The following is a 20,657-nucleotide window of genomic DNA, read 5'->3' as shown; positions in this document are numbered from 1 at the left end:
TTTATCTCCTAAAGAATATTTGAAAAAAATTTCATAATAGACAAGATAAATGTGTCCACATTATTGACATAAGTACATTATAAGAACAGATAAATATGGTATGGTTCTTATGACTGATATAAACGCAGATAACACAAATGAGACAAATAATTCTACAGAAAATATTATAATGATGGCAAATGATTATAATAATCTCGGAAGTAAAAAAACATTTGTGGAAAATAAAGCTGTAATAACAATAGGGAAAAATCTGGAACAGACAACAGGACTTCTGGCTGCTAACGGCGGAAATTTGGTAAATTCAGGAACAATAATTGTGAATAGCGGTAAATCTCAGGGAATAGCAGTCTTGGGCAGCAGCAGTTCAAGTGCCGAGGCTTCGGGAACTAACAGCGGAAATGTAACAGTGAGCGGAGATAAAGCAGCCGGGGTATATAATGCGGGAAGCTTCAATATGAATTCAGGTATTATAAATGTGAGCGGAAACCAGTCTATAGGAGTATACAGTGCAAAAAATAACAATAAGACAAATTTGAACGGAGGAAAAATAGTATCTTCCAATGGTGCCGTAAATCTATATACAGGAGAAAATGCAGCTGTTAATCTCACAGGGACTTCACTTACGGCAAATGACAGCGGTTTATTATTTTATACATATGCAGATGCATGGACAAATGTATCAACAGGTCATGTAAAGATCACAGGAACAGCTAATGCGGAGGTGAACTCGGGAGGAACAGCATTTTATCTAAGAGGAGGTCTTTCAGATATAACAGGTTTCATAAACAGCATTTTTACAGGGAACGGCGTTTTGAACCTGAATATGACAGATAGTAATTCTGCATTGTTTATTTTGAAAGGATCAGATTCAGCAGTAAATCTCAGTCAATCAGGAGCAGATATAATAGAAGCTCTGATTCCATCTTCAAAAGTACAGATACAGGGACAGGATTATAAAATATATTCGGCAGTCAGAGGAAATCTTGCAGTAGATCAGAATGTAAACCTGGATGATACAGGGGATACATATAACAGAACAGAGTATTTGTCATCTAAGGTGAAAATAGAATCAGGAGTGATAATGTCAGGCTCTGCTGATGATACTTATGCTGCGGCACAGAAAAATTATACAGGAACTTCGGGACGTGATGAAGTAACAGTCAGAAATAACGGGACAATATTATTAAGCGGGAAAAACTCGGTTGGGATAATAATGGATTTTGGGATTATTACAAATGACGGTGTTTTGATTGTTTCCGGTGATAATTCAATAGGGCTTCTCGGCGGGAATGGTTCTCAGATAAAAAATACAGGTTATATAGAGGCTGGTAATAATGGTGTGGGAATTTACGGGACTAATTTATTAACATCGGAAACACCGGATTATGGAAATAAAAAGATAGAAATAATAAATGACGGAATTATAAAAGTAAATGGTGCAGAAAAAGGAGCGGGAATATACTCGGATAACAGTAATGCAGATATTTTGACATCAGATTCTGCAGTAACACTTGGAGAAAATTCTGTAATAGATATTTCAGGAGCAAAAAAGGGAACAGGGATATATAGTAAGAGATCGGTACTTAATGGACGAGGGCAGGTTATCGCAGGCAGTGAAAGTACGGGAATATATCTGGACAGCAGCAATGCTGTTATGAATGATATAGAAATTGTTTTAAACGGTAATAATTCAGCCGGAGTGGATCTTGCCGGAAATTCAGATTTATCAGGAACAATAATTTTTAATGTAAACGGAAATAATAATATCTTATTTAATCTGGTTTCTTTGACTCCTGCAAATTCATTTATTAATTTTGACATGGCTAAAGTTTCTGGGAACGGTAATTATACAGGCGGAAATATGAAAAATTCCGGTTTTTACTTTAGTAATGAAACAATGCTGAGTAATAAGAGTATACTTGCAGCAGGAGAGAATTCCGTGATATTATTTGATGAAAATGCAGTTATTACAGCAGATGGAAATAATATAGCAGGATTCGCAGGCGGGAAGTACCTTGGAAATGAACTGTTTATATTTACCGGAAAAGAAATTTCGTCTGATGTGGAACTGGTAAATAAAGGAACTGTGATATTACAGGATAATTCAGCAGGACTTTATGCCAAAAATGGTGCGGGTTCTTTAAATACAGGAAATATAGAAGTTCATAAAAATTCTGCGGCTATGTTCGGGGAAAATGTTGATAATTTATTAAATAGCGGAAAAATCACAATAGGGGAAAATTCCAAAGGAATATATATAAAAGAAGGAAAATTCACTTCTTCTGTAAATAACGGGACGATATCGGGAAATTCAAATTCTTCGGCAGGAATATACTCTGATTATAACGGCGGGAATTCTTCGTTTATAAAGAATGAAGGAATGATCAGCTTAGCCGGTATGAAGTCAGCAGGAATTTATGTAAAAGGTTCAGGGATACAGAATGTAGATAACAGCGGCGAGATTACCATCGGGGATTCTGCTGATAATGAAATATTAAGTGTGGGAATCTATAATGATAATAAGAAAAATACAATAGTTAATAACGGTAAGATAAGTACAGGAAAAAATTCCGCGGGAATATACAGTAAAGGCGGAAGTATAACAGGAAACGGGATTTTGGAAACAGGAGCCGGCGGGATAGGGATATTCACAGCCGGCGGGAATGTGTTAATTTCTAATACAGGAATAATAAAAACAGGGACTGATTCTGCATCAGGTATTTATGCCATAGATAATGCATTGGTAGAGAATCATTCTGAAAATATTGAAATAGGAAAAGGAAGTTTTGGTTTTGTACTTGAATCGGGATCGGGATTAGATAATACAGCTGCTCTGACTTTACACGGCAACAATGTGTTGATTTACGGTTCAGGAGCGGGGACAATTACAAACAGCGGAGATATACAGATAGACGGCTCAGAAAATGTGTTGATTTATACCATAGGAGGCGGCACTGTAAAAAATGCCGGTGATATTACTGTGATATCAGGTAAAGGTAATATAGGGATTTACAATGAGGGAGGAAGCATTCTTAATAACGGTGATATTTCAACAGGGGATTCGGATATTATTTATTCGGCTTCTGAAGGAATTGACAGTGCAGGGAGCAGATATTCAATTGCAATTCTGGGGAATAATTCAACGGTTAAAAACTATGGAGACATAAACCTAGGTGAAAATACAGTGGGAATATATGTTATGAATAATCAGACTGCTGCTGAGAATCACGGGAATATAACATCTTCCAGAAATGGTGCTGTTGGTATTTATTCTGACAGCGGTTCAGGAGTAATTAATTACGGAACTATATCACTTTATGGTGATAATGTAATAGGAATTGCAGGAATAAATTCCGGTAAAATCACAAATGAAGGAATAATAAGCGTAGAGGGTGAAAATGCTGCGGGAATTTATTCCACACAAAATGTAACTGTAGAAAATAAAGGAACGATTAATGTATCAGGCAAAAATTCTGCGGGAATCACAGCTCCGGTAAGTAAAATTATTAACAGCGGAACAATAAATTTTTCAGACGGTGCAAGAATGACATCATCACAGAGCAATTATGAAATTCCTGAATTGGTAAATGCCGGAATAATAAAAGTAAATGGTGAATTTGATGCTTTGGGCATGAAAATTTCAATAAAACCAAATATTGATACTATACAAAAGTCTGTACTTTCAGGAGTGGATTTTACACTGGACAGTGTTAGTATTCTTGCTGACAGCATAAAGGTGACTGATACAATAAAAATTCTTCCTGATTTTACTCAGGGGACAAATGCTAATGTGTATAAACTGGAAAATGTATTTAAAGCCGGAAGTCTGACTGTTTTGGGAAATAAGCTTTCTGTGGTAAGCAGTTCGTTTACATGGGAAGCAGTTTCCGAGGAAGATGAAGAACGAAATACAAGTATATATATGAAAAAGCTGGCTTATCATGACTTTGCAAAAGGACTGTGGTTTGACGGACTTGCACAGGCTCTGGATAAAAATTACTACGGGGCAGACGGTAATGCCGGAATTATATATGATAAAATCGACCTTATAACTTCGGAAGATGACTTCAGACATGTAATGGCAAGTCTCGGAGGAAGTGTATACGCTAATATAAATCAGAGAGAAGAAGATGTGGCAAGGGCTTTTGAGCAGTCTGCGGAACTCATGTCTGATTCTGTAAATACTACAAAGGAAAGTGTAAAGATAAATGTAATAGCCGGAAAAGGGAGAACTACGGAAAAGACAGCCGGTGTGGAAAGTTATGATTACACAACTGCAGGAGTACTGGCATTAAGAGAAGTGGAAAGGACATATAAGCATACATTTGGGTATTCACTTGGGTATCTGCATACAGGATTTGAATTTCAGGATGGAAATAATAGTGAAGAGCGGGTAGATACAGTACAGATTGGGATTCATAATAAGTACAAGGCAGATGGATGGAGACTTCGTAATGACCTCACAGGAAGAATAGGATTTCACAATATAGACAGAAATATAGTCTGGTCTGAAACAGGAAGATCGGAAATGAACGGACTCTATGAAACATACAGTATGACAAGTGATAATGTATTAGGTAAAGAGGTAAGAACAGGGAAGAAAGTATCGTTGATTCCATACGGGGCCTTTAGGGCAATGTATGTAACAAGACCTTCATTTACTGAAAAAGGACTTGAATCTGTAAAAGTGCATGGAAATGATGCATGGAGTGTAAAGCCGAGAGCAGGAATAGAGGTAGATACTTCAGTACCTTTGGGAAGAAAAAGTGAATGGAAATTAAAAGGGAAACTGGATTTTGCCTATGAATATGAGTTTCTTGATCTAAATGAGAAAGAACAGGCTAAATTAACAGCTATAGAGACAAATTACCATGATCTCGCAAAACCTGAGAGAGAGAAAGGCTCATTCAGGGGAAAAGCACTGATTGGAATGGAAATAGAGGAAAGATACGGAGTATTTTTGAATGGGGAGTATATGGCCGGAAGCAGCAAGGAAAATGATTACAGGGCCGGAGTTACGTTGAAGGCTGTGTTTTAAGGTGAATTCATAAAAATACGGGATTGTTGTAAAATTTAAATATAAGGAATTTTGGCTGCTCTGTCAGGGGGCAGCTTTTTTCTTGGTAATATTAATGTAAAAAAGATAAAAATTGAAATGGGAGGGTTTCAAGAAAATATACTTTTGAAATAAAAAAATAATACATATGATTATTTTAGTAATATTATTTTTTATTAGTTATTAAATGAAAAAAATTGTAATTTATTTTAATTTATGGTATATTTATTTTCTATAATTTAATTTTGGGGTAAACTGAAAAGAGGTGAGTTTTAATCAGTAGAGAAAATAAGGAGTATTTAATTCTTGGAAGTGAGCTTATCTGTGATAAGGGAGAATTTGAAAGTAAGTTTGAAGTATCACCTAAAAACATTAAATTACAAGGATATCATGTAGCTAGTCAGGCAGATAATATAGCAGGAAAACATATTAAATCATTTGGCAGCTGTAGTATTATGGGTAATTGTAAAATGGAATCAGATTTATATGGTCAGTTTTTAATTTGGTTCGAAACTTATTCAAAAGTGAGGTTTGCAGGAAGTGAGGCATTACTAGAAGATAGTTATTGTTTTTGTGCATATGGCGGAAAGATAACAGTTTTCGACAGTAAACAAGTTGAATATGCTTCTGCGATGGCAGAATTATTTGGAGATTTTGCAGACATGGTGGAACAGATGAAAGATAATATTGAAAATTTATCTGATATGGCTGTAAAATCTTTAATTGAAATATTTGATGGAGCAATGACAGAATATTTTGAAAATGAGGAAAACAGGTTAGGAAATGCAGTAAGGGATATGGAAAGAAATAATACAGGAAATTCATACATGTATATGCAGACAGGTTATAATCCGAAGGAGAAACTTGCACAATTACAGAGAAGTAAACAGACTTATGGGGTAAATAACTGGGAAGATATTAAAAATGTAAATTTAAGGGATGTATATGTTAAAATGCAGGAAAATCCCAATAAAGTTGATTTAGGATCAAGAAAAGTGCCTTTACATTTGGGACTGATAAATCCAGTATTTCTAGGAGTTTATTATGTAGAAACAAAGGTTAGGGATATCCGTTCAGTGCTTCCTGATATGACAATAGGAGATTTTTTTAACAGAGGAACAAGTTCGGAAGGGATAACAGAACTTTGGGAAAAGGGAATGGATTGTCAGAATAAGAAAATGCTCTCTGGAATGTTAGGGCATGATCCATTACAGGCAGCATATGCTGGTGGCTATACAACTTATGATCCAGCGGAATCAATGAAAATAGTAGATTCGATGAGTGATGATGGTAAGGCAGCGTATATGTTAAGAAAAACTGCGAATGACGGAATGTCTGCATATAATGAAATGTATGGATATTATCAAATGGTAAAAGCTTTAAGCATGTCAATGAAGGGAAAAGTAAAAACAGGTAAAGTAAAGCTTGAAAAAGAACCTGTAAGAGATGGTGCTTCAAGAGCAAAGGATTATGCTGAGCAATGGGAAAAATCAAGTCTACAGGAAGCAGTTGAAATATTTGCTGGGGAGAATCCCGTTGAATATCATAATCAGCAAAAAAGTAAAGTTATGTTTTTAAATACAGAGACAGATATACAAGTGGTGTACGATTATAAGGGGAATTATTTTAGAATTGAGGATAAAAGTGTTCCAAGTAAAAAAGTACGTTATTTACAAATGAATGGTAATAATCCATATGAGTTTATAACTGAGAGGGGAACAAAACAGGGAACATCCCCACAAGAGTATAAAAGATTAACCCATTTTTTAAATATTGATAATTTAGATGATAAATAATATAGAAAGTGAGGAAAAAATGAATAATAGACAATATTGGATATATGTACCTTTAACTAAGGAGGATCAGGAAAAATTATATTATGCTATTGATTATAACGAAGTAAGAGATAAATCTAAATACTTACTTATGACAGAAGATGAAATGAATTATCTTTGGAATAAGGGATTATTTCATTTAATTAATAATGTAGCAAATGTTATTATTGATGAGTATGAAGAAGAAGTGATTGATAATGTTGAAGATATGAAAAAAGTTCTTGAGGCAATAAATAGACACGATGAATTTAATGATGAATATAGTACACAAATCAAAAAGTTATTTCAAGAGGCAATAGAGAGAGAAACTGAAATAAATTTTGCATTTTAGATGGAACAGAGTTTAATTTAAATGAGATATCTAATTATCTCGAAAAAATATTAGATTACATTTTAGTCTAAACTCTGTTTAAGATAATAAAGTGTAGTATAATCTGGTATGAACAGGTTGTATATTATAAAAGATGAGTAAGAGACATGTTGAAAGAATTTTTAGAAAAGAACTTGAATATTAGGAATGAAACAGAAAAGTATTGTATTGCCCATTCTTAACTTGACATAGAGTAAACAAGAGTGGATTAGAAACCTTAAAATTTTTTTATATTGAATTATTTTTTGTATAATGTTAACATATGCTGAGATACTTGAAATATAAGGAGAAAATTAATGAAGAAGTTTTTGGGGGTATTGTTTGTATTAGCAATAACAGGAGCAGCTTATTATGCATTTTTAGGGAGTTTCAGATATAAGAATTATCTGTATTCCGATTATGTTTTTATGTTAAAGGATAACGGTAAAGTGTATAAGATAGATGGTCAAGTCCAGCTTGTGGGAGACAGAATAACAGGAAATAATTATATTCTGCTGGGATTAAGCAAACACTGGAATTACGGACATGAAATAAAAGAAATGTTTTTACTTGCCAATTCTAATTATAAAATTGAAAATACAGATTCAAAATTTTATGACGGAATTCTGAAAATGAGCTATTCCGAAGATAGTCCTGTGAAGATTGAAGAAGTGGAAAAAGAAATAAATTTACATAAAAAAGAAGAAATTGAAATAGTAAATATTAATTACAGAGGAAAAAGCGGAACAATTACGCTGGGACCGAATAAGACAGATCCGGAGTTTAAGTCGTTTAGTTTCTGGATTTGTTCCAAAAGAAGAAATGGCGTGAGCTGCGGGAATCCAAGGGGATACGGTATTTCTTTTGAAAAACTGAGAAGTGAATACGGATTGAATTTAAATGTAGAAATAGACAACAGAGAAAAAGCAGTTTACTTTATAAAAGAATAGAAATACAGTAAAACAGGGTGTGAAATCCTGTTTTTAATTTCGATTGAAAAGGAAAAATATAAAAAATCAGTATTAATATAAATTTTGGGAAAAATCAGAATATGTTTATGAAATTCCCGAGAAAAAGAGACAAAGTCTGTATAAATATGATATAATATAAGAAATATTAAATACAGAATACCAATATACAAAAAATTTTGAAAAAAGTCAGATATAATGATATTATAATTAAGAAAATCAAATATAAGGTAAGATATATTGTTTGCAGAATGGAGAAAAAATGATAAAAGTATTGAAGGGTATGAAAGACAGATATTTCGAAGATGTGAAAAAATATGATTATATTATAGATAGCGCAAGAAATGTTTTTTCAAAGTATGGATTTGAGAAAATAATTACTCCCATTGTAGAAGAGACAGAATTATTCGAAAGAGGAGTAGGAGAAGAAACTGACGTAGTATCTAAGGAGATGTATACTTTTTCTGATAAAGCAGGAAGAAGCATCACTATGCGTCCGGAAGGAACAGCCGGTGTGGTAAGGGCCTATCTGCAAGGAGGATTATATAAGTCTGATCCTGTGGTAAAATGGTACTATTACGGGCCTATGTACAGATATGAGGCTCCGCAGAAAGGGAGATACAGAGAATTTCATCAGGTGGGAGCAGAAGTTTTCGGAATAAGAGATCCTTTTCTTGATGCTGACGTAATAAAAATGGGCTGTGAATTCCTTGAGAAAGTCGGGATAAAAAATCTGACAGTGGAAATAAACAGTCTTGGAAACAGTGCTTCAAGACAGAGATATACAGCAGAACTGAAAAAATTCATAGAAGAAAGACTGGATAAACTGTGTGATAACTGTAAAACGAGATATGCCAAGAATCCTTTGAGAGTACTGGACTGTAAGTCGGAAACATGTCAGGAACAATACAAAAATGCTCCGCTTCTAAAAGATTATCTGGACGAAGAAAGCAGAAACTATTATAATGAATTAAAAAAATATCTGGAAATGTTCGGCGTAAATTATGTAGAAAATCACAGACTTGTACGTGGGCTGGATTATTATTCGGATACGGTTTTTGAAATAAAGTCTGAGAATCTCGGTGCACAGTCAACTGTACTTGCAGGAGGAAGATATGACAAACTTCTGGAAATACTTGGTGATGTACAGATGCCGGGAATAGGGTTCGCTGCGGGAACTGAAAGAATAGCACTTCTAATGGACGAATCAGGAATGAAAGAGGAGGAAAAACCTGTATATGTGGTTTATTTTCCCGAAACAAAAGAATATACACTAAATGTTATAAAAACTTTGAGAGAAAATGATATAAAAGTTGATTTTGACTATGAAACGAAAAGTTTTAAGGCACAAATGAAAAAAGCAGGAAAATTAAGCTCAAAATATGTTATAATAATAGGAGAAGATGAGCAAAACGAGAATAAGGCAGTACTGAAGAATTTTGATACAGGTGAACAGGAAAAACTTGAAATTGAAAAAGTCATAGAAAGGGTAAATGGAGATGTATAGAACGCATAATTTAGGCCAGCTTAGAATAGAAAATGCCGGAGAAAAAGTAGTTTTATCCGGATGGGTTGCAAATGTAAGAGATATGAACCATTTTTTATTTCTGGTTTTAAGAGACAGGGAAGGAATAACACAGGTAATAATAGATAAAGAAAATTCTCCCGAAGGATTATTTGAAAAGACAAAATCACTGAATAACGAAGACGTAATAAAAGTTACCGGGACTGTAAGGGAGAGAAGCAGCAAGAATAAGGATATGCCGACAGGTGATATAGAAGTAGCTGCTGATACTATAGATATTCTGAGCAGATCATTGCAGCTTCCGTTTGCAATAAATGATAATATAACTAATCTTGGTGAAGATATGAGACTGAAATACAGATATCTTGACTTAAGAAGAACTAAGATGCTTAATAATCTGAGAAAAAGAAATACAATGTTAAAAGCTATGAGAGATTATCTTACAGATAAAGGATTTCTTGATATAGATACACCTGTACTTGCCAAGGCAACTCCTGAGGGAGCAAGAGACTTTATTGTACCCAGCAGAATAAATAAAGGTGATTTTTATGCACTTCCGCAGTCGCCGCAGCTGTTTAAGCAGATACTGATGGTAGCAGGAGTGGACAGATATTATCAGCTTGCCAAGTGTTTCAGAGATGAAGATCTGAGAGCTGACAGACAGCCGGAATTTACACAGCTGGATATAGAAATGTCTTTTGTAACACAGGAAGATATACTTTGTGAAATGGAAAAAATGGCTAAAATAGTGTTTGAGAAAGTAACAGGAAAGAAAGCAGATTATGATTTTCCAAGAATGGATTATTATGAAGCTATGGACAGATTCGGTTCTGATAAACCTGATACAAGATTCGGTCTTGAGCTTATAGACATTACAGAAGAAGTAAGAAATTCAGAATTTAAGGCATTTGCCGGTACAGCAGAAAGCGGAGGAAAGATAGCTGCAATAGTAGTACCTGATAATCTTGAGAAGTTCAGCAGAAAGTATATCGGTGACCTTGAGAATTACGCAAAGACATATTTCAAGGCAAAAGGACTGGCACACATAAGAATAGATGAAAATAACGAAATAGTTTCACCTATAGCCAAGTTTTTCAGCGGGGATGAGCTTAGCAAAATAGCAGAAAAACTGGAATTGAAATCTGGAAGTATAGCTTTGATAATAGCTGATACCAAGGATATCACAAATAATGCACTTGGTGCATTAAGACTGAAATTAGGAAATGAACTTAATTTTATAAATACAGAACAGGACAACTTTTTATGGGTAATAGATTTTCCAATGTTTGAATGGAGTGAAGAAGAAGAAAGATTTAAGTCTACACACCATCCGTTTACAGCAATAAAAGAAGAAGACAGAGAATTTTTAAATAAAAGTCTTGAAAAAATACGAACTTTAAGTTATGATATGGTGTTAAACGGATACGAAATCGGAGGAGGAAGTATAAGAATCCACGATTCGGAACTACAGGATATTATTTTTGAAAAGCTTGGTTTAAGTAAAGAAGAAGCAGAAGATAAATTTGGATTTTTCCTGAATGCATTGAAATACGGAGTGCCGCCTCACGGAGGAATAGCATTCGGAGTAGACAGATGGCTTATGGCTATGCTGAAAGAAGATTCCATAAAAGAAGTAATTCCGTTTCCTAAAACAAATAAAGGGCAGGATCTTATGATGGAGGCTCCGGCAGCTGTGGATAAGAAACAGCTTGAGGAAGAGCTGCTGTTAAAAAGCCTTTATGTAGAGGAAACAAAAGAAGATAATTAAAAAATTTTCTGGCCTGTGCGTGATCAATTATACAATTTTTGTTCTAACATAGTCTTAATGGGGTTATCCCTATATTTGCCATTTCAGATAAATCACGGTCATACTTTTGAGATGATACGGATCCTGTGTTGCGGATATAAATAGCTACCACCTGATTTTCAGGCGACCAAAAATTCATTTGAAACGGCAGGCTGGATATTAAATAAAAAAATTTAATAAGTAAGTTATAAATATTAACTATAGAAGTTTCGAAGGAGAAGTGCGTATGCCGATACCAAAAGAGACTTTATAGTTAATTTTTATTTGTATAGAGGAATTCAATATTAAGGAAGGTGAAAAATGAAAAATGAAAATTTTTACAGAGTATTTATAAAGTTAGCATTACCATTAATATGCCAGCAGTTTTTAAACGTAGCTCTGAATCTCGCAGATAATCTTATGATAGGAAGGCTGGGGGAGACCGCAATTGCTTCAGTGGGATTTGCCAATAAATACTATATGGTGTTTAATATTACATTATTCGGGGCTTTTAGCGGATGTTCCATTTTTATGGCACAGTTTTACGGTAAGAAAGATTATGCAATACTGAGGAAGATATTTGCTGTTATGATTATGCTGGCAGTTTTCTTTTTTTCAATTTTCAGCTTTCTGGGGTATTTTTTTCCTGCATTTATAATAAGAATATTTTCAGATGATCCGGAAGTAATAAGAATAGGTTCGGAGTATCTGAAGATAATAAGTCTGTCATACCCTATGACTGCTGTTTCAATGGCAGTTATTATGTCTATAAGATCAATGGGGAAAACTGTTCAGCCTTTGGCAATATCATTTGTTGCAGTAATGATAAATGTCGTGCTGAACTATATACTTATAAACGGTAAAATGGGTGCTCCTGTTCTCGGGGTTAATGGTTCGGCTTACGCGACGCTTATTGCAAGAATACTTGAGATATGTATGTATATTTTATTAATATACAAAAGGGGTTATTATCTGAGAGGAAAGCTCAAAACTTATTTCGGGCTGTCAAAAGGGATAATAATGTCGATGATAAGAATATCAACTCCTGTTTTGCTTACTGAAATAATATGGGTATGCGGTACAGCTACACTTACTATAGCATATGCGAAATCCGGTACAGAACAGGTGGCCAGTGTCCAGATCGGAGAACTTCTGCTGAATTTTTCCACTATAGTTTTCATGGGGATTGCCAATGCTTCAAGTGTGATTATAGGGCAGGCAATAGGAGCGGGTAACCATCAGAGGGCAATGGAGATGTCAAGGAAGATAATGAGAATTGCATTTGTATTTTCCATAATATGTGCTTGTTTTCTGGAAATAATAGCAAAACCCGGACTTGTATTTTATACTTTAAAACCTGAAGTTCTCAGAATGACAGTGCTTGTAATAAGGGTTCTCGGTGTAGCGGTATTTTTCAAAATGCTTAACTGGACAATATTAATAGGGATATTAAGAGCTGGAGGAGATACCAAAGTTGCCTTTATTCTGGATACGGTATTTCTGATATTTTTTGCTGTTCCTGTGGCATTCATAGGTACTATGGTACTGAAACTTCCTGTATATCAGGTAGTTGCACTTGCTAATATTGAGGAAATTATTAAGTTTGGATTTGCTTTCTGGAGATATAAGTCAAGAAAGTGGATGCATGATCTGACAAGTATTGTAAAACATTAGGAAAATCCGTAAATGAAAAGAGGCGGAAGAATGACAAATGAAGAACTGAAAGAACTATTTAAATTTATTCTGAACTCTGAAAGCTGTAAGGAAATAAATGAAAAAATAAGCGGTATTGAGAATTCAGAGGTTTTGCATACTATTGCATATAATATGGAGTATCACACAATATATAATTATGAATCGGGAAGGTTATGCATTGAAAATGCTGTTATTGATAATCCACACTGTGATCTGGGAACTGCAATGCTTTTATTTTACTTTCAGGGAGGACTCAGCTATTTACATGAGAATAATATCAGATATAATAAAATTACTGCTGATAAAGGTACGCGGTTTCTGGAGAAGGTTTATAAAAAGATTATGGATAATAACTTTGAAGCAAATATTTCGTATAAACCTAAAATAGGAAAAATTGAATTAACTGCTTTTAAAAAAAGAAATATCGAAGTGCCGAAAATTTTTCTGGAAAAAACTCCGGGGACTGAGCAGAATTTTTTGAAAATATGGTATAAATAAAAATGGTATGAGAGGGGAACTTATGGATATAGTATATACCTGCCCTTTGGAACTCACGCAAAAGGTAATATCAAAAAAATGGACTGCTATATTGTTGTGGCGTTTGAGAACGGGAAAACAAAGGGTAAAAGACTTTAAAAATGATATAAAAGGATGTAATGAGAAAATGCTTATACAGCATTTGAATTCTTTGTTACAGGATGGTTTTGTAGGAAAACTGGAATATGATGTATATCCTAAGAAAACAGAGTATTATCTTACTGAAAAAGGGGAGGCTTTACTGCCTGTTTTGAAGCTTATGCAGGAATACGGCAGGGAGTATCTTACATAGATTTATATAACTAACAAAAAAGTGTGTTATTCACTTTAAGATTTTGATGTGGTATATTTAATTACTGCGCAAAATAAATCATTAAAGGAGAATGTACATATGAAAAAAAATATAATTTTGATATGCCTGATATTTTCTGGACTAATTTTTGGTAAAGGAAATTTTATTTTAAAAAGTGAAGGAATAAAAAATAATATTATAGAGGAGAAATACGGCGGAAAAGGCAGCGATAACATAAAGGGTGTGGGAAGCAGGTCACTTCCGCTGGAATGGTCTGACCCTCCCAAAGGAACAAAAAGTTTTGTTATTATAATGGAAGACAGGGACGCTGTACCTGTAACAGGATTCACGTGGATACACTGGAGTGTGGCTGATATAGGAGCAGAGAAAAGAAAACTCACGGAAAATGAAAGCAGAAACAATCCAGATCTTATTCAGGGACTAAACAGCTGGATAAGCGCCATGGGCGGATTTACTGCCGAAGAAGCATCATTTTACGGAGGGCCTATGCCGCCGGATAAAGATCATAAATACAGATTTGTTATTTATGCTTTGGATAAAAAGCTTGATTTGAAAAAAGGCTACTACCTGAATGAACTTTATGAAAAAATGGAAGGTCATGTTTTAGGGGAAAGCGTTTTGGAAGGAATTTATAAAAAGTAAGAAATTTTAAAATGGAACCGGAGAAATATTGTATATTTTCTCAAGGTTCCATTTTTAATAACTGCAAAAATTGATTTCGTTTATATTCTTATTTTGGAATAAAGCAAGATTCTCAGCCTTTTTAGTTATTTTTTTCTTTTCAGAAGTGCTGATTTTTTCAAACATAAAAAAATTAAAATTCATATTTTTTCCTTTTGTTTCGTAGCGCCATGTTCCTGAAAGCCTGTTTCCTATAAGAAGAACAGATTCTATTATTGCAGATGTACGCCAAACTTCTTTTTCCTGTGCCGGTGTGGCTATCCAGTCTTTATGACGGTAACAGACAAACAGAGGATCAAATTTACCTAATAGAAGAACTTCTTTATTGTCATCAAAGCTGCTGCTGTCTTTCAGAGAAAGATAGTCTTCATCATTTTTTGGCAGATAATATTTTTTGTTATCAAATGAAAATTCTTCAAGAGAACTTTTTATTTCATTAAATACACTTTCTACAAAAGACTTTTTCAGACCGCTCCAGTGGCAGAAATCTGCAAGGGTAGCGGGAGAATAGAAAGTAAAATATCGAAGCAGGATATTTTTCAGGGTTTCTGTCTGCTGATCGTTATTGAATTCCCATTTTTTTATATTTACATTATTATAGTGAATAAAACTTTTAGTGTGAGGCATCTCGGGAAGCCCGAATAATATTCCCGATAAAGCAGACTGTATAATAAGAGTGTACATAAGTCCATTATTATCAAAAGAAAAGTGTCCGCTGCTTTTTTCAGTAATAGTCAGAATATCTTTTTTAGAAAGAATCTTCATTTCTTCTCCTTTTTCGTCCAGAAGAGAAAGGAGACGGTCAAATTCTTCGGGATTTTCATTTCTGCATTTGTTTACTACAGGAATATTGCCGAAAAAGATATCAGATATATTTGTCCAGTCTTTGATACTGTACATATGTACAGTAGTTCTCTGACCCCATGTTTTTATTATTTCATGGCTGGAATATAAATTTTTTAATATATTCTGGTCAGCGGCCGGATCTGTTCTGTTGAAAATGGAAATTTCACCAAACTGCTGATGCTGGGACTGTATGCCGATAAGATTATAAATACAGGACTGAACTGAGTCAAAAGGCCGTAAAAGACCGTTTTTCAAAAGACGCAGATAGATAATTTTTTCTTTTGTCATAGATTTTTCTCTCCTTTTCTATTACTAAAAAGAAATTTTGTAAAAAAATATTTCTTTTTTGAATTTGAAAAAATATAAAAAAATATGAATTTTCTTAGCCAATAATAACATACATATAATAAAAAGACAATTATAAAATAAAAAACCATACTATGGAATAGAAAACTATTTCAAAATATGGATTTTTATATCTACTTATAAACTATAAACTTTCCGTCTGAAATCCTGATATCTTCTACAAAAGAGAAATCGTTCAGATCAAGAATAGGCTCTTTTTCCAGCCCTTTGAATGAAGCTCCTAACGCTGTTCTGATAATAGGGTGTTTCTGCATGTCTATATCTTTCCCGTCTTTGGTAACATTAACCAGTTCAAATTTATCAAGATAAAGTTTTGAATCAACTGAATCATACTTAACATGCGTCTGGAATGTCATAGTACCGCTGATACTGTCTCCGACAGCCTGATTTTTATATTTTGCTTCTATAATTAACGTGTCACCGCTTAATGTAGTCTTTGGATGGCTAAGTTTTATCTTGCCGACAGCATAACTTTTTTCTATAGGAAATTTCTTATTAACCGACATTTGGATAAGAAAGTTCGGAATTCCTACTTCGGGCTGTATGTATAAATACAAACCGTATCCGAATATAAAAAAAAGCGCCAGAAATAAAAAATTTAAAACCTTTTTCATCAATTCACCTCAACTCATGAAATTTACATGGTGATTATATCATCTAAATCTTTAAAATACCTTAGAAAATGCGTTGTTTTACAAAAAAACTTGAGTGAGTATATAATATTTGTTAAAATATAAGAAAAACATAAAGTAAGGCACTAGCGTTTTGTCTGGTTTGAATATCAGCGGATAAAAACTGGTCAATGTCAAAATACTTCTGCCGTTTCAAAATACTCATATACAAAATTTAAATGAGAAAGGGTACTAGATGAGAGAACTAATAATTATAACAGGAATGAGCGGTGCCGGGAAATCCGTAACACTGAAATTTTTTGAGGATAGAGAATATTTCTGTATAGACAATTTTCCGATACAGTTATTTCAATATATAGGACAAATATTTCTTACCAAGGGAAAACGGGATAAAATAGCCGTGAGTATAGATATAAGAGATATGGAAATAATAAGCAAATTCGAGGAGCAGCTGGATATTCTTGATGAAGAAAAGATAAAATACAGTGTAATTTATCTTGATGCAAAAAATGATATTCTGTTAAACCGGTATGAACTAAGCAGGAGAAAGCATCCTTTGAAAGTCTATGATACTCTTTTGAGCAATATAAAAAAAGAAAGACATCTCATAGAAAAGTTAAAACCAAAGGCAAATACAGTAATAGATACAAGTAATATTAGTACAAAAGAGCTTTATGAAATACTGGAAAGAGAATATACAAGGGATATTTCCAAATTAAGCATAAATCTTACATCTTTCGGTTTTAAATACGGGATTCCTCTGGATTTGGATCTTATGTTTGACTTAAGATTTCTGCCAAATCCTTATTATATAGAAGACCTGAAAAATAAAACGGGAAATCATATAGATGTATATAATTATGTGGTGGATTCCAAGGAAAGTAAAAAGTTTTATAAGATGCTTTTTGATATGCTTGTTTATTTGATTCCCGAGTATGAAGAGGAAGGAAAGGCACATCTGCGTATAGGAATAGGATGCTCGGGCGGGCAGCACAGATCTGTTTCTTATGTAAATAAGCTTCATAAAGAATTAAGTGAAAAATTTGACTATAAAATAACATACTATCACAGAGAAGTGGGAGAAAAGGAGATCATATGACTAATATAGAGCCTCCTGTAAAGCTGAACGAGATACCTCTGAATCCCGGAACATATATTATGAAAAATGAAAAAGGCAAGGTAATATATGTAGGAAAAGCGAAGAATCTAAGAAACAGGGTTTCGTCGTATTTCAAAAATATCAGCTCGCATACTGTAAAAACACTTGAACTGGTTAAAAATATAAGAAGCATTGAGTTTTTTATATGTCAGAATGAGGTAGAGGCACTTATTCTGGAAAATAATCTGATAAAAAAGTATAAACCGAAATATAATATAATGCTGAAGGATGAAAAAACTTATCCTTATATAAAAATAACCAAAGAAACATTCCCAAAGATAGAAATAGTAAGAAGTACCAAAAAATTAGACAGTAAAGATGCGGACTATTTCGGACCTTATCCTATGGGGATATATTTTGCTGTAAAGTCGCTTTTGAAAATATTTCCCATAAGGGACTGCAACAGAAATATGGAAAAGCAATATGACAGACCATGTCTGAAGTATTATATGAACCTTTGCACAGGGCCGTGTGTATTTAAGGATTCCGCAGCTGAATATAATGAAAATGTAAATAATTTTAAAAATTTTCTAAAAGGGCAGCAAAACAAAATTCTCGGCAGTCTTGAAACAAGAATGAAAGAATTTAGTGAAAATATGGAGTTTGAGAGAGCAATAAGGGAAAGAGAAAAAATAAACTCGCTGAAAAGACTTCTCCAGAATCAGGTGATTGAATACAGCAGGGAGATAGACGAAGATGTATTTGTTATTGACCAGATAGGGGAAAAATCCTTTATATGCGTTTTGGATATCAGAGACGGTAAAATAATAAATAAAAACCATATTTATGTGTCTTTGGAAAATGTTCAGGAAGATGACCTGTTTCACAGGGTCTTTACTGCATATTACGAGAAAAGAAATATTCCTAAAAATATAATTCTGGATAAAAAATATGAAGAAGACAGTGAATTAATAAAGGGATGGGTAAAGGCAGAAAAAAATAAAGAAATAAAGTTGTATTTCCCGTCAATAGACAGCAGAAGAAAGCAACTTCTGGAAATGGGTTATCTGAATCTGCATGAAGAAGTAGAGAAATACTTTAAGCAGAAAAAAATACTTGAAGAAGGGATCACAAAGCTGAAGCTTGAGCTGAACCTGAGAAAGCTCCCAAGAAGAATAGACTGCTTTGATATATCGAATATTCAGGGAAAGGATGCTGTAGCTGCCATGACAGTGGCAATAGATGGTAATCCAGATACGTCAAAATACAGACATTTTAAAATACAGACAAAAGATACCCCTGATGATTTTCATATGATGAGAGAAGCCCTTACAAGGAGATATTCAAAGATTTCTGATGAAGAATTTCCCGATCTGATCCTGATAGATGGAGGGAAAGGTCAGCTTGGTGTAGCAACAGAGGTAATAGATTCTATTGACAAAAGTCACATGGTAGATATAATAAGTATAGCAAAGAGAGAAGAAGAAATTTTTAAGAGCAGGGAAACTGAGCCGTATATATTCAGCAAAAGTGACGAAGCTTTGAAAATACTTCAGAGAATAAGAGATGAAGCTCACAGATTCGGTATTACTTATCACAGAAAGCTGAGAAGCAAAAGAAATGTAAAAAGTTTTCTTGATGATATATATGGTATCGGACCAAAGCGTAAAAAAGAGTTAATAAATAAATTCGGTACAATGAAGAACATAAAAGAGGCAAGTCTTGAAGAACTGAAAAAAGTAGTTCCCGAAGATATTGCAATAAAAATAAAAGAGAGTTAAAAAAACGGAGGAGAAATGAAAAAAACAATTTATATGTTAGTTTTTGTATTTCTGTCAATTGGGGCTTATGCAGGCCTCTTTGACAGGATAAAGTCTGAAATAAAATTAAAAGAGGAAGAGAAACCTATATTTGAGAACGTTACATTGTATGTAGACGGGAAACAAGTACAGGAAAAAATACTTCCGGGAGAGTACACGCTTTATCTTTTTGAACCGGTTTATCCCAGTGATTTATACGAAAAAATGAATTTTTTGAAAACTTTTTCGGAATTTTTGGATTATACAAAGAAAAATAATAAAAAATATTCGATATTATTAACTAAAGAGATGTACAGCGACTTTCTGGAAATAGAAAGCGGGAATACCCTGAAAAGTGAGGAAGTATTAAAAGAGGCTGCTTCTTCGCTGACTTATGACCAGACAGAACTTTTGAAAAGTCTTTCTAGAGAAATAAAAGTCAAGGAATATATGGATACAGATCAGGAAAAACTAAACAGACAAATTTTTGTGCTTTATAAAATACTTGAGAAAAAAGGGTTTGTGGAATCTAATGTTTATACAGAACTGGATAAGGAAAATCTTATAGAGGAGCTGAACGAAGGAAGAAAGAGACTGGTAGACCGATATAAAGTAACTCCTGTGGAGTATTTTTATAAAGAGGACTATAAAGACATTGATCTGAAAGATTTTTCAGATGAAGTAATGTATAAATTTGAAAAAGATATAGCATTATCTACAAAAATAGAAGATCAGGCTTTGTTTCCGGATATTCCGTTAACTCTTTATATTACTAATTTTGATTCCCGTGCGATAGAAGAACTGGCACAGAAACAGATAAAATTAAAAAGAAGAATACTTCTGCTTGATAATAATCTTTATCACGGTTATACGTATAATGAGGAAAATACAGTTATTTTTATGAACGGGAGAGAATCTTTTTATTATTTTCCAAACTACAAGATAGATGTTAAACTCATAAAAACAGATGTGAAGAATCTGAGAGATTATGATATAAAATATAATATAAATGACTTTTTTTACTAGAAAGGATCCTGATATGGCTATGAATATTGAAAAAGAAACGGGTACGGCACAGGAAAGCGAAAAATCGGAATATATCCTGGAGATGGAAAATATACGTAAGGAATTTTTAGGGGGCAAGGTAGTAGCAAATGAAGATATTACCTT

At 33.7% G+C, this 20,657-nt stretch carries 15 protein-coding genes; 13 read left to right on the top strand and 2 right to left on the bottom strand.

The genetic code is table 11. From position 1 onward, the window contains the following. Positions 1–109 precede the first annotated feature (109 nt). The 10 genes from NK213_RS15415 to NK213_RS15370 all read left to right on the top strand — a co-directional run bounded on the left by NK213_RS15415 (position 110) and on the right by NK213_RS15370 (position 14,706). A complete protein-coding gene (locus NK213_RS15415) occupies positions 110–5,038 on the top strand; it encodes an autotransporter domain-containing protein (RefSeq protein WP_253350597.1) in 4,929 nt (1,642 codons plus the stop codon). A gap of 293 nt (positions 5,039–5,331) precedes the next feature. Continuing rightward, positions 5,332–6,852 (top strand): DUF4280 domain-containing protein, encoded by a 1,521-nt coding sequence (locus NK213_RS15410; protein ID WP_371926445.1) that lies wholly within the window; start codon positions 5,332–5,334, stop codon positions 6,850–6,852. A 19-nt stretch (positions 6,853–6,871) separates the two neighbouring features. After that, positions 6,872–7,222: a hypothetical protein gene (locus tag NK213_RS15405; protein ID WP_253350589.1), complete on the top strand. Its 351-nt coding sequence runs from the start codon at positions 6,872–6,874 to the stop codon at positions 7,220–7,222. Between the two features lie 335 nt (positions 7,223–7,557). Further along, positions 7,558–8,190, top strand: a complete 633-nt coding sequence (locus NK213_RS15400) for a hypothetical protein (RefSeq protein ID WP_253350586.1) — start codon at positions 7,558–7,560, stop codon at positions 8,188–8,190. A gap of 280 nt (positions 8,191–8,470) precedes the next feature. Continuing rightward, entirely contained in the window at positions 8,471–9,715 is a 1,245-nt protein-coding gene (hisS, locus tag NK213_RS15395; protein ID WP_253350584.1) for a histidine--tRNA ligase, read from the top strand. Continuing rightward, positions 9,708–11,501 carry an aspartate--tRNA ligase gene (gene aspS, locus NK213_RS15390; RefSeq protein WP_253350599.1) on the top strand — a complete coding sequence of 598 codons (1,794 nt, stop codon included), beginning with the start codon at positions 9,708–9,710 and terminating at the stop codon, positions 11,499–11,501. Before hisS ends, aspS begins: the two co-directional genes overlap by 8 nt. A 339-nt stretch (positions 11,502–11,840) precedes the next feature. Continuing rightward, on the top strand, positions 11,841–13,193 hold the full coding sequence (locus NK213_RS15385) for an MATE family efflux transporter (RefSeq protein ID WP_253350582.1): 1,353 nt from the start codon (positions 11,841–11,843) through the stop codon (positions 13,191–13,193). 12 nt (positions 13,194–13,205) lie between these two features. Further along, positions 13,206–13,712, top strand: coding sequence for a DUF4274 domain-containing protein (locus NK213_RS15380; protein ID WP_253350580.1), 507 nt, complete (start codon positions 13,206–13,208; stop codon positions 13,710–13,712). A gap of 22 nt (positions 13,713–13,734) precedes the next feature. Then, positions 13,735–14,043 carry a helix-turn-helix domain-containing protein gene (locus NK213_RS15375; protein ID WP_253350578.1) on the top strand — a complete coding sequence of 103 codons (309 nt, stop codon included), beginning with the start codon at positions 13,735–13,737 and terminating at the stop codon, positions 14,041–14,043. Positions 14,044–14,142: 99 nt separating this feature from the next. Further along, complete coding sequence (locus NK213_RS15370) at positions 14,143–14,706, top strand: YbhB/YbcL family Raf kinase inhibitor-like protein (RefSeq protein ID WP_253350575.1); 564 nt, start codon at positions 14,143–14,145, stop codon at positions 14,704–14,706. A 54-nt stretch (positions 14,707–14,760) separates the two neighbouring features. Here the strand turns inward: NK213_RS15370 and NK213_RS15365 are convergent, their stop codons facing one another. After that, positions 14,761–15,879: a DNA glycosylase AlkZ-like family protein gene (locus tag NK213_RS15365; RefSeq protein WP_253350573.1), complete on the bottom strand. Its 1,119-nt coding sequence runs from the start codon at positions 15,877–15,879 to the stop codon at positions 14,761–14,763. Positions 15,880–16,070: 191 nt separating this feature from the next. After that, complete coding sequence (locus tag NK213_RS15360; protein WP_253350571.1) at positions 16,071–16,571, bottom strand: DUF1439 domain-containing protein; 501 nt, start codon at positions 16,569–16,571, stop codon at positions 16,071–16,073. 253 nt (positions 16,572–16,824) lie between these two features. Between NK213_RS15360 and rapZ the strand changes: the two genes are divergently transcribed. The 3 genes from rapZ to NK213_RS15345 are packed head-to-tail and all read left to right on the top strand — an operon-like array spanning position 16,825 to position 20,513. Then, positions 16,825–17,688, top strand: a complete 864-nt coding sequence (gene rapZ, locus NK213_RS15355) for an RNase adapter RapZ (protein ID WP_253350569.1) — start codon at positions 16,825–16,827, stop codon at positions 17,686–17,688. Beyond that, positions 17,685–19,469, top strand: coding sequence for an excinuclease ABC subunit UvrC (uvrC, locus tag NK213_RS15350; RefSeq protein WP_253350567.1), 1,785 nt, complete (start codon positions 17,685–17,687; stop codon positions 19,467–19,469). Before rapZ ends, uvrC begins: the two co-directional genes overlap by 4 nt. 15 nt (positions 19,470–19,484) lie before the next feature. Next, positions 19,485–20,513 carry a hypothetical protein gene (locus NK213_RS15345; protein WP_253350565.1) on the top strand — a complete coding sequence of 343 codons (1,029 nt, stop codon included), beginning with the start codon at positions 19,485–19,487 and terminating at the stop codon, positions 20,511–20,513. Positions 20,514–20,657: the final 144 nt, after the last annotated feature.

It is taken from the genome of Sebaldella sp. S0638 (assembly GCF_024158605.1).
Lineage (GTDB): Bacteria > Fusobacteriota > Fusobacteriia > Fusobacteriales > Leptotrichiaceae > Sebaldella.
This window is presented reverse-complemented; position numbering and strand designations above follow the sequence as displayed.

Coding starts and splice junctions, on each gene's coding strand:
- NK213_RS15380 (WP_253350580.1), top strand. CDS start 13,206: ATGAAAAGAGGCGGAAGAATGACAAATGAAGAACTGAAAGAACTATTT.
- NK213_RS15405 (WP_253350589.1), top strand. CDS start 6,872: ATGAATAATAGACAATATTGGATATATGTACCTTTAACTAAGGAGGAT.
- aspS (WP_253350599.1), top strand. CDS start 9,708: ATGTATAGAACGCATAATTTAGGCCAGCTTAGAATAGAAAATGCCGGA.
- NK213_RS15385 (WP_253350582.1), top strand. CDS start 11,841: ATGAAAAATGAAAATTTTTACAGAGTATTTATAAAGTTAGCATTACCA.
- uvrC (WP_253350567.1), top strand. CDS start 17,685: ATGACTAATATAGAGCCTCCTGTAAAGCTGAACGAGATACCTCTGAAT.
- NK213_RS15400 (WP_253350586.1), top strand. CDS start 7,558: ATGAAGAAGTTTTTGGGGGTATTGTTTGTATTAGCAATAACAGGAGCA.
- rapZ (WP_253350569.1), top strand. CDS start 16,825: ATGAGAGAACTAATAATTATAACAGGAATGAGCGGTGCCGGGAAATCC.
- NK213_RS15365 (WP_253350573.1), bottom strand. CDS start 15,879: ATGACAAAAGAAAAAATTATCTATCTGCGTCTTTTGAAAAACGGTCTT.
- hisS (WP_253350584.1), top strand. CDS start 8,471: ATGATAAAAGTATTGAAGGGTATGAAAGACAGATATTTCGAAGATGTG.
- NK213_RS15415 (WP_253350597.1), top strand. CDS start 110: ATGACTGATATAAACGCAGATAACACAAATGAGACAAATAATTCTACA.
- NK213_RS15370 (WP_253350575.1), top strand. CDS start 14,143: ATGAAAAAAAATATAATTTTGATATGCCTGATATTTTCTGGACTAATT.
- NK213_RS15360 (WP_253350571.1), bottom strand. CDS start 16,571: ATGAAAAAGGTTTTAAATTTTTTATTTCTGGCGCTTTTTTTTATATTC.
- NK213_RS15375 (WP_253350578.1), top strand. CDS start 13,735: ATGGATATAGTATATACCTGCCCTTTGGAACTCACGCAAAAGGTAATA.
- NK213_RS15345 (WP_253350565.1), top strand. CDS start 19,485: ATGAAAAAAACAATTTATATGTTAGTTTTTGTATTTCTGTCAATTGGG.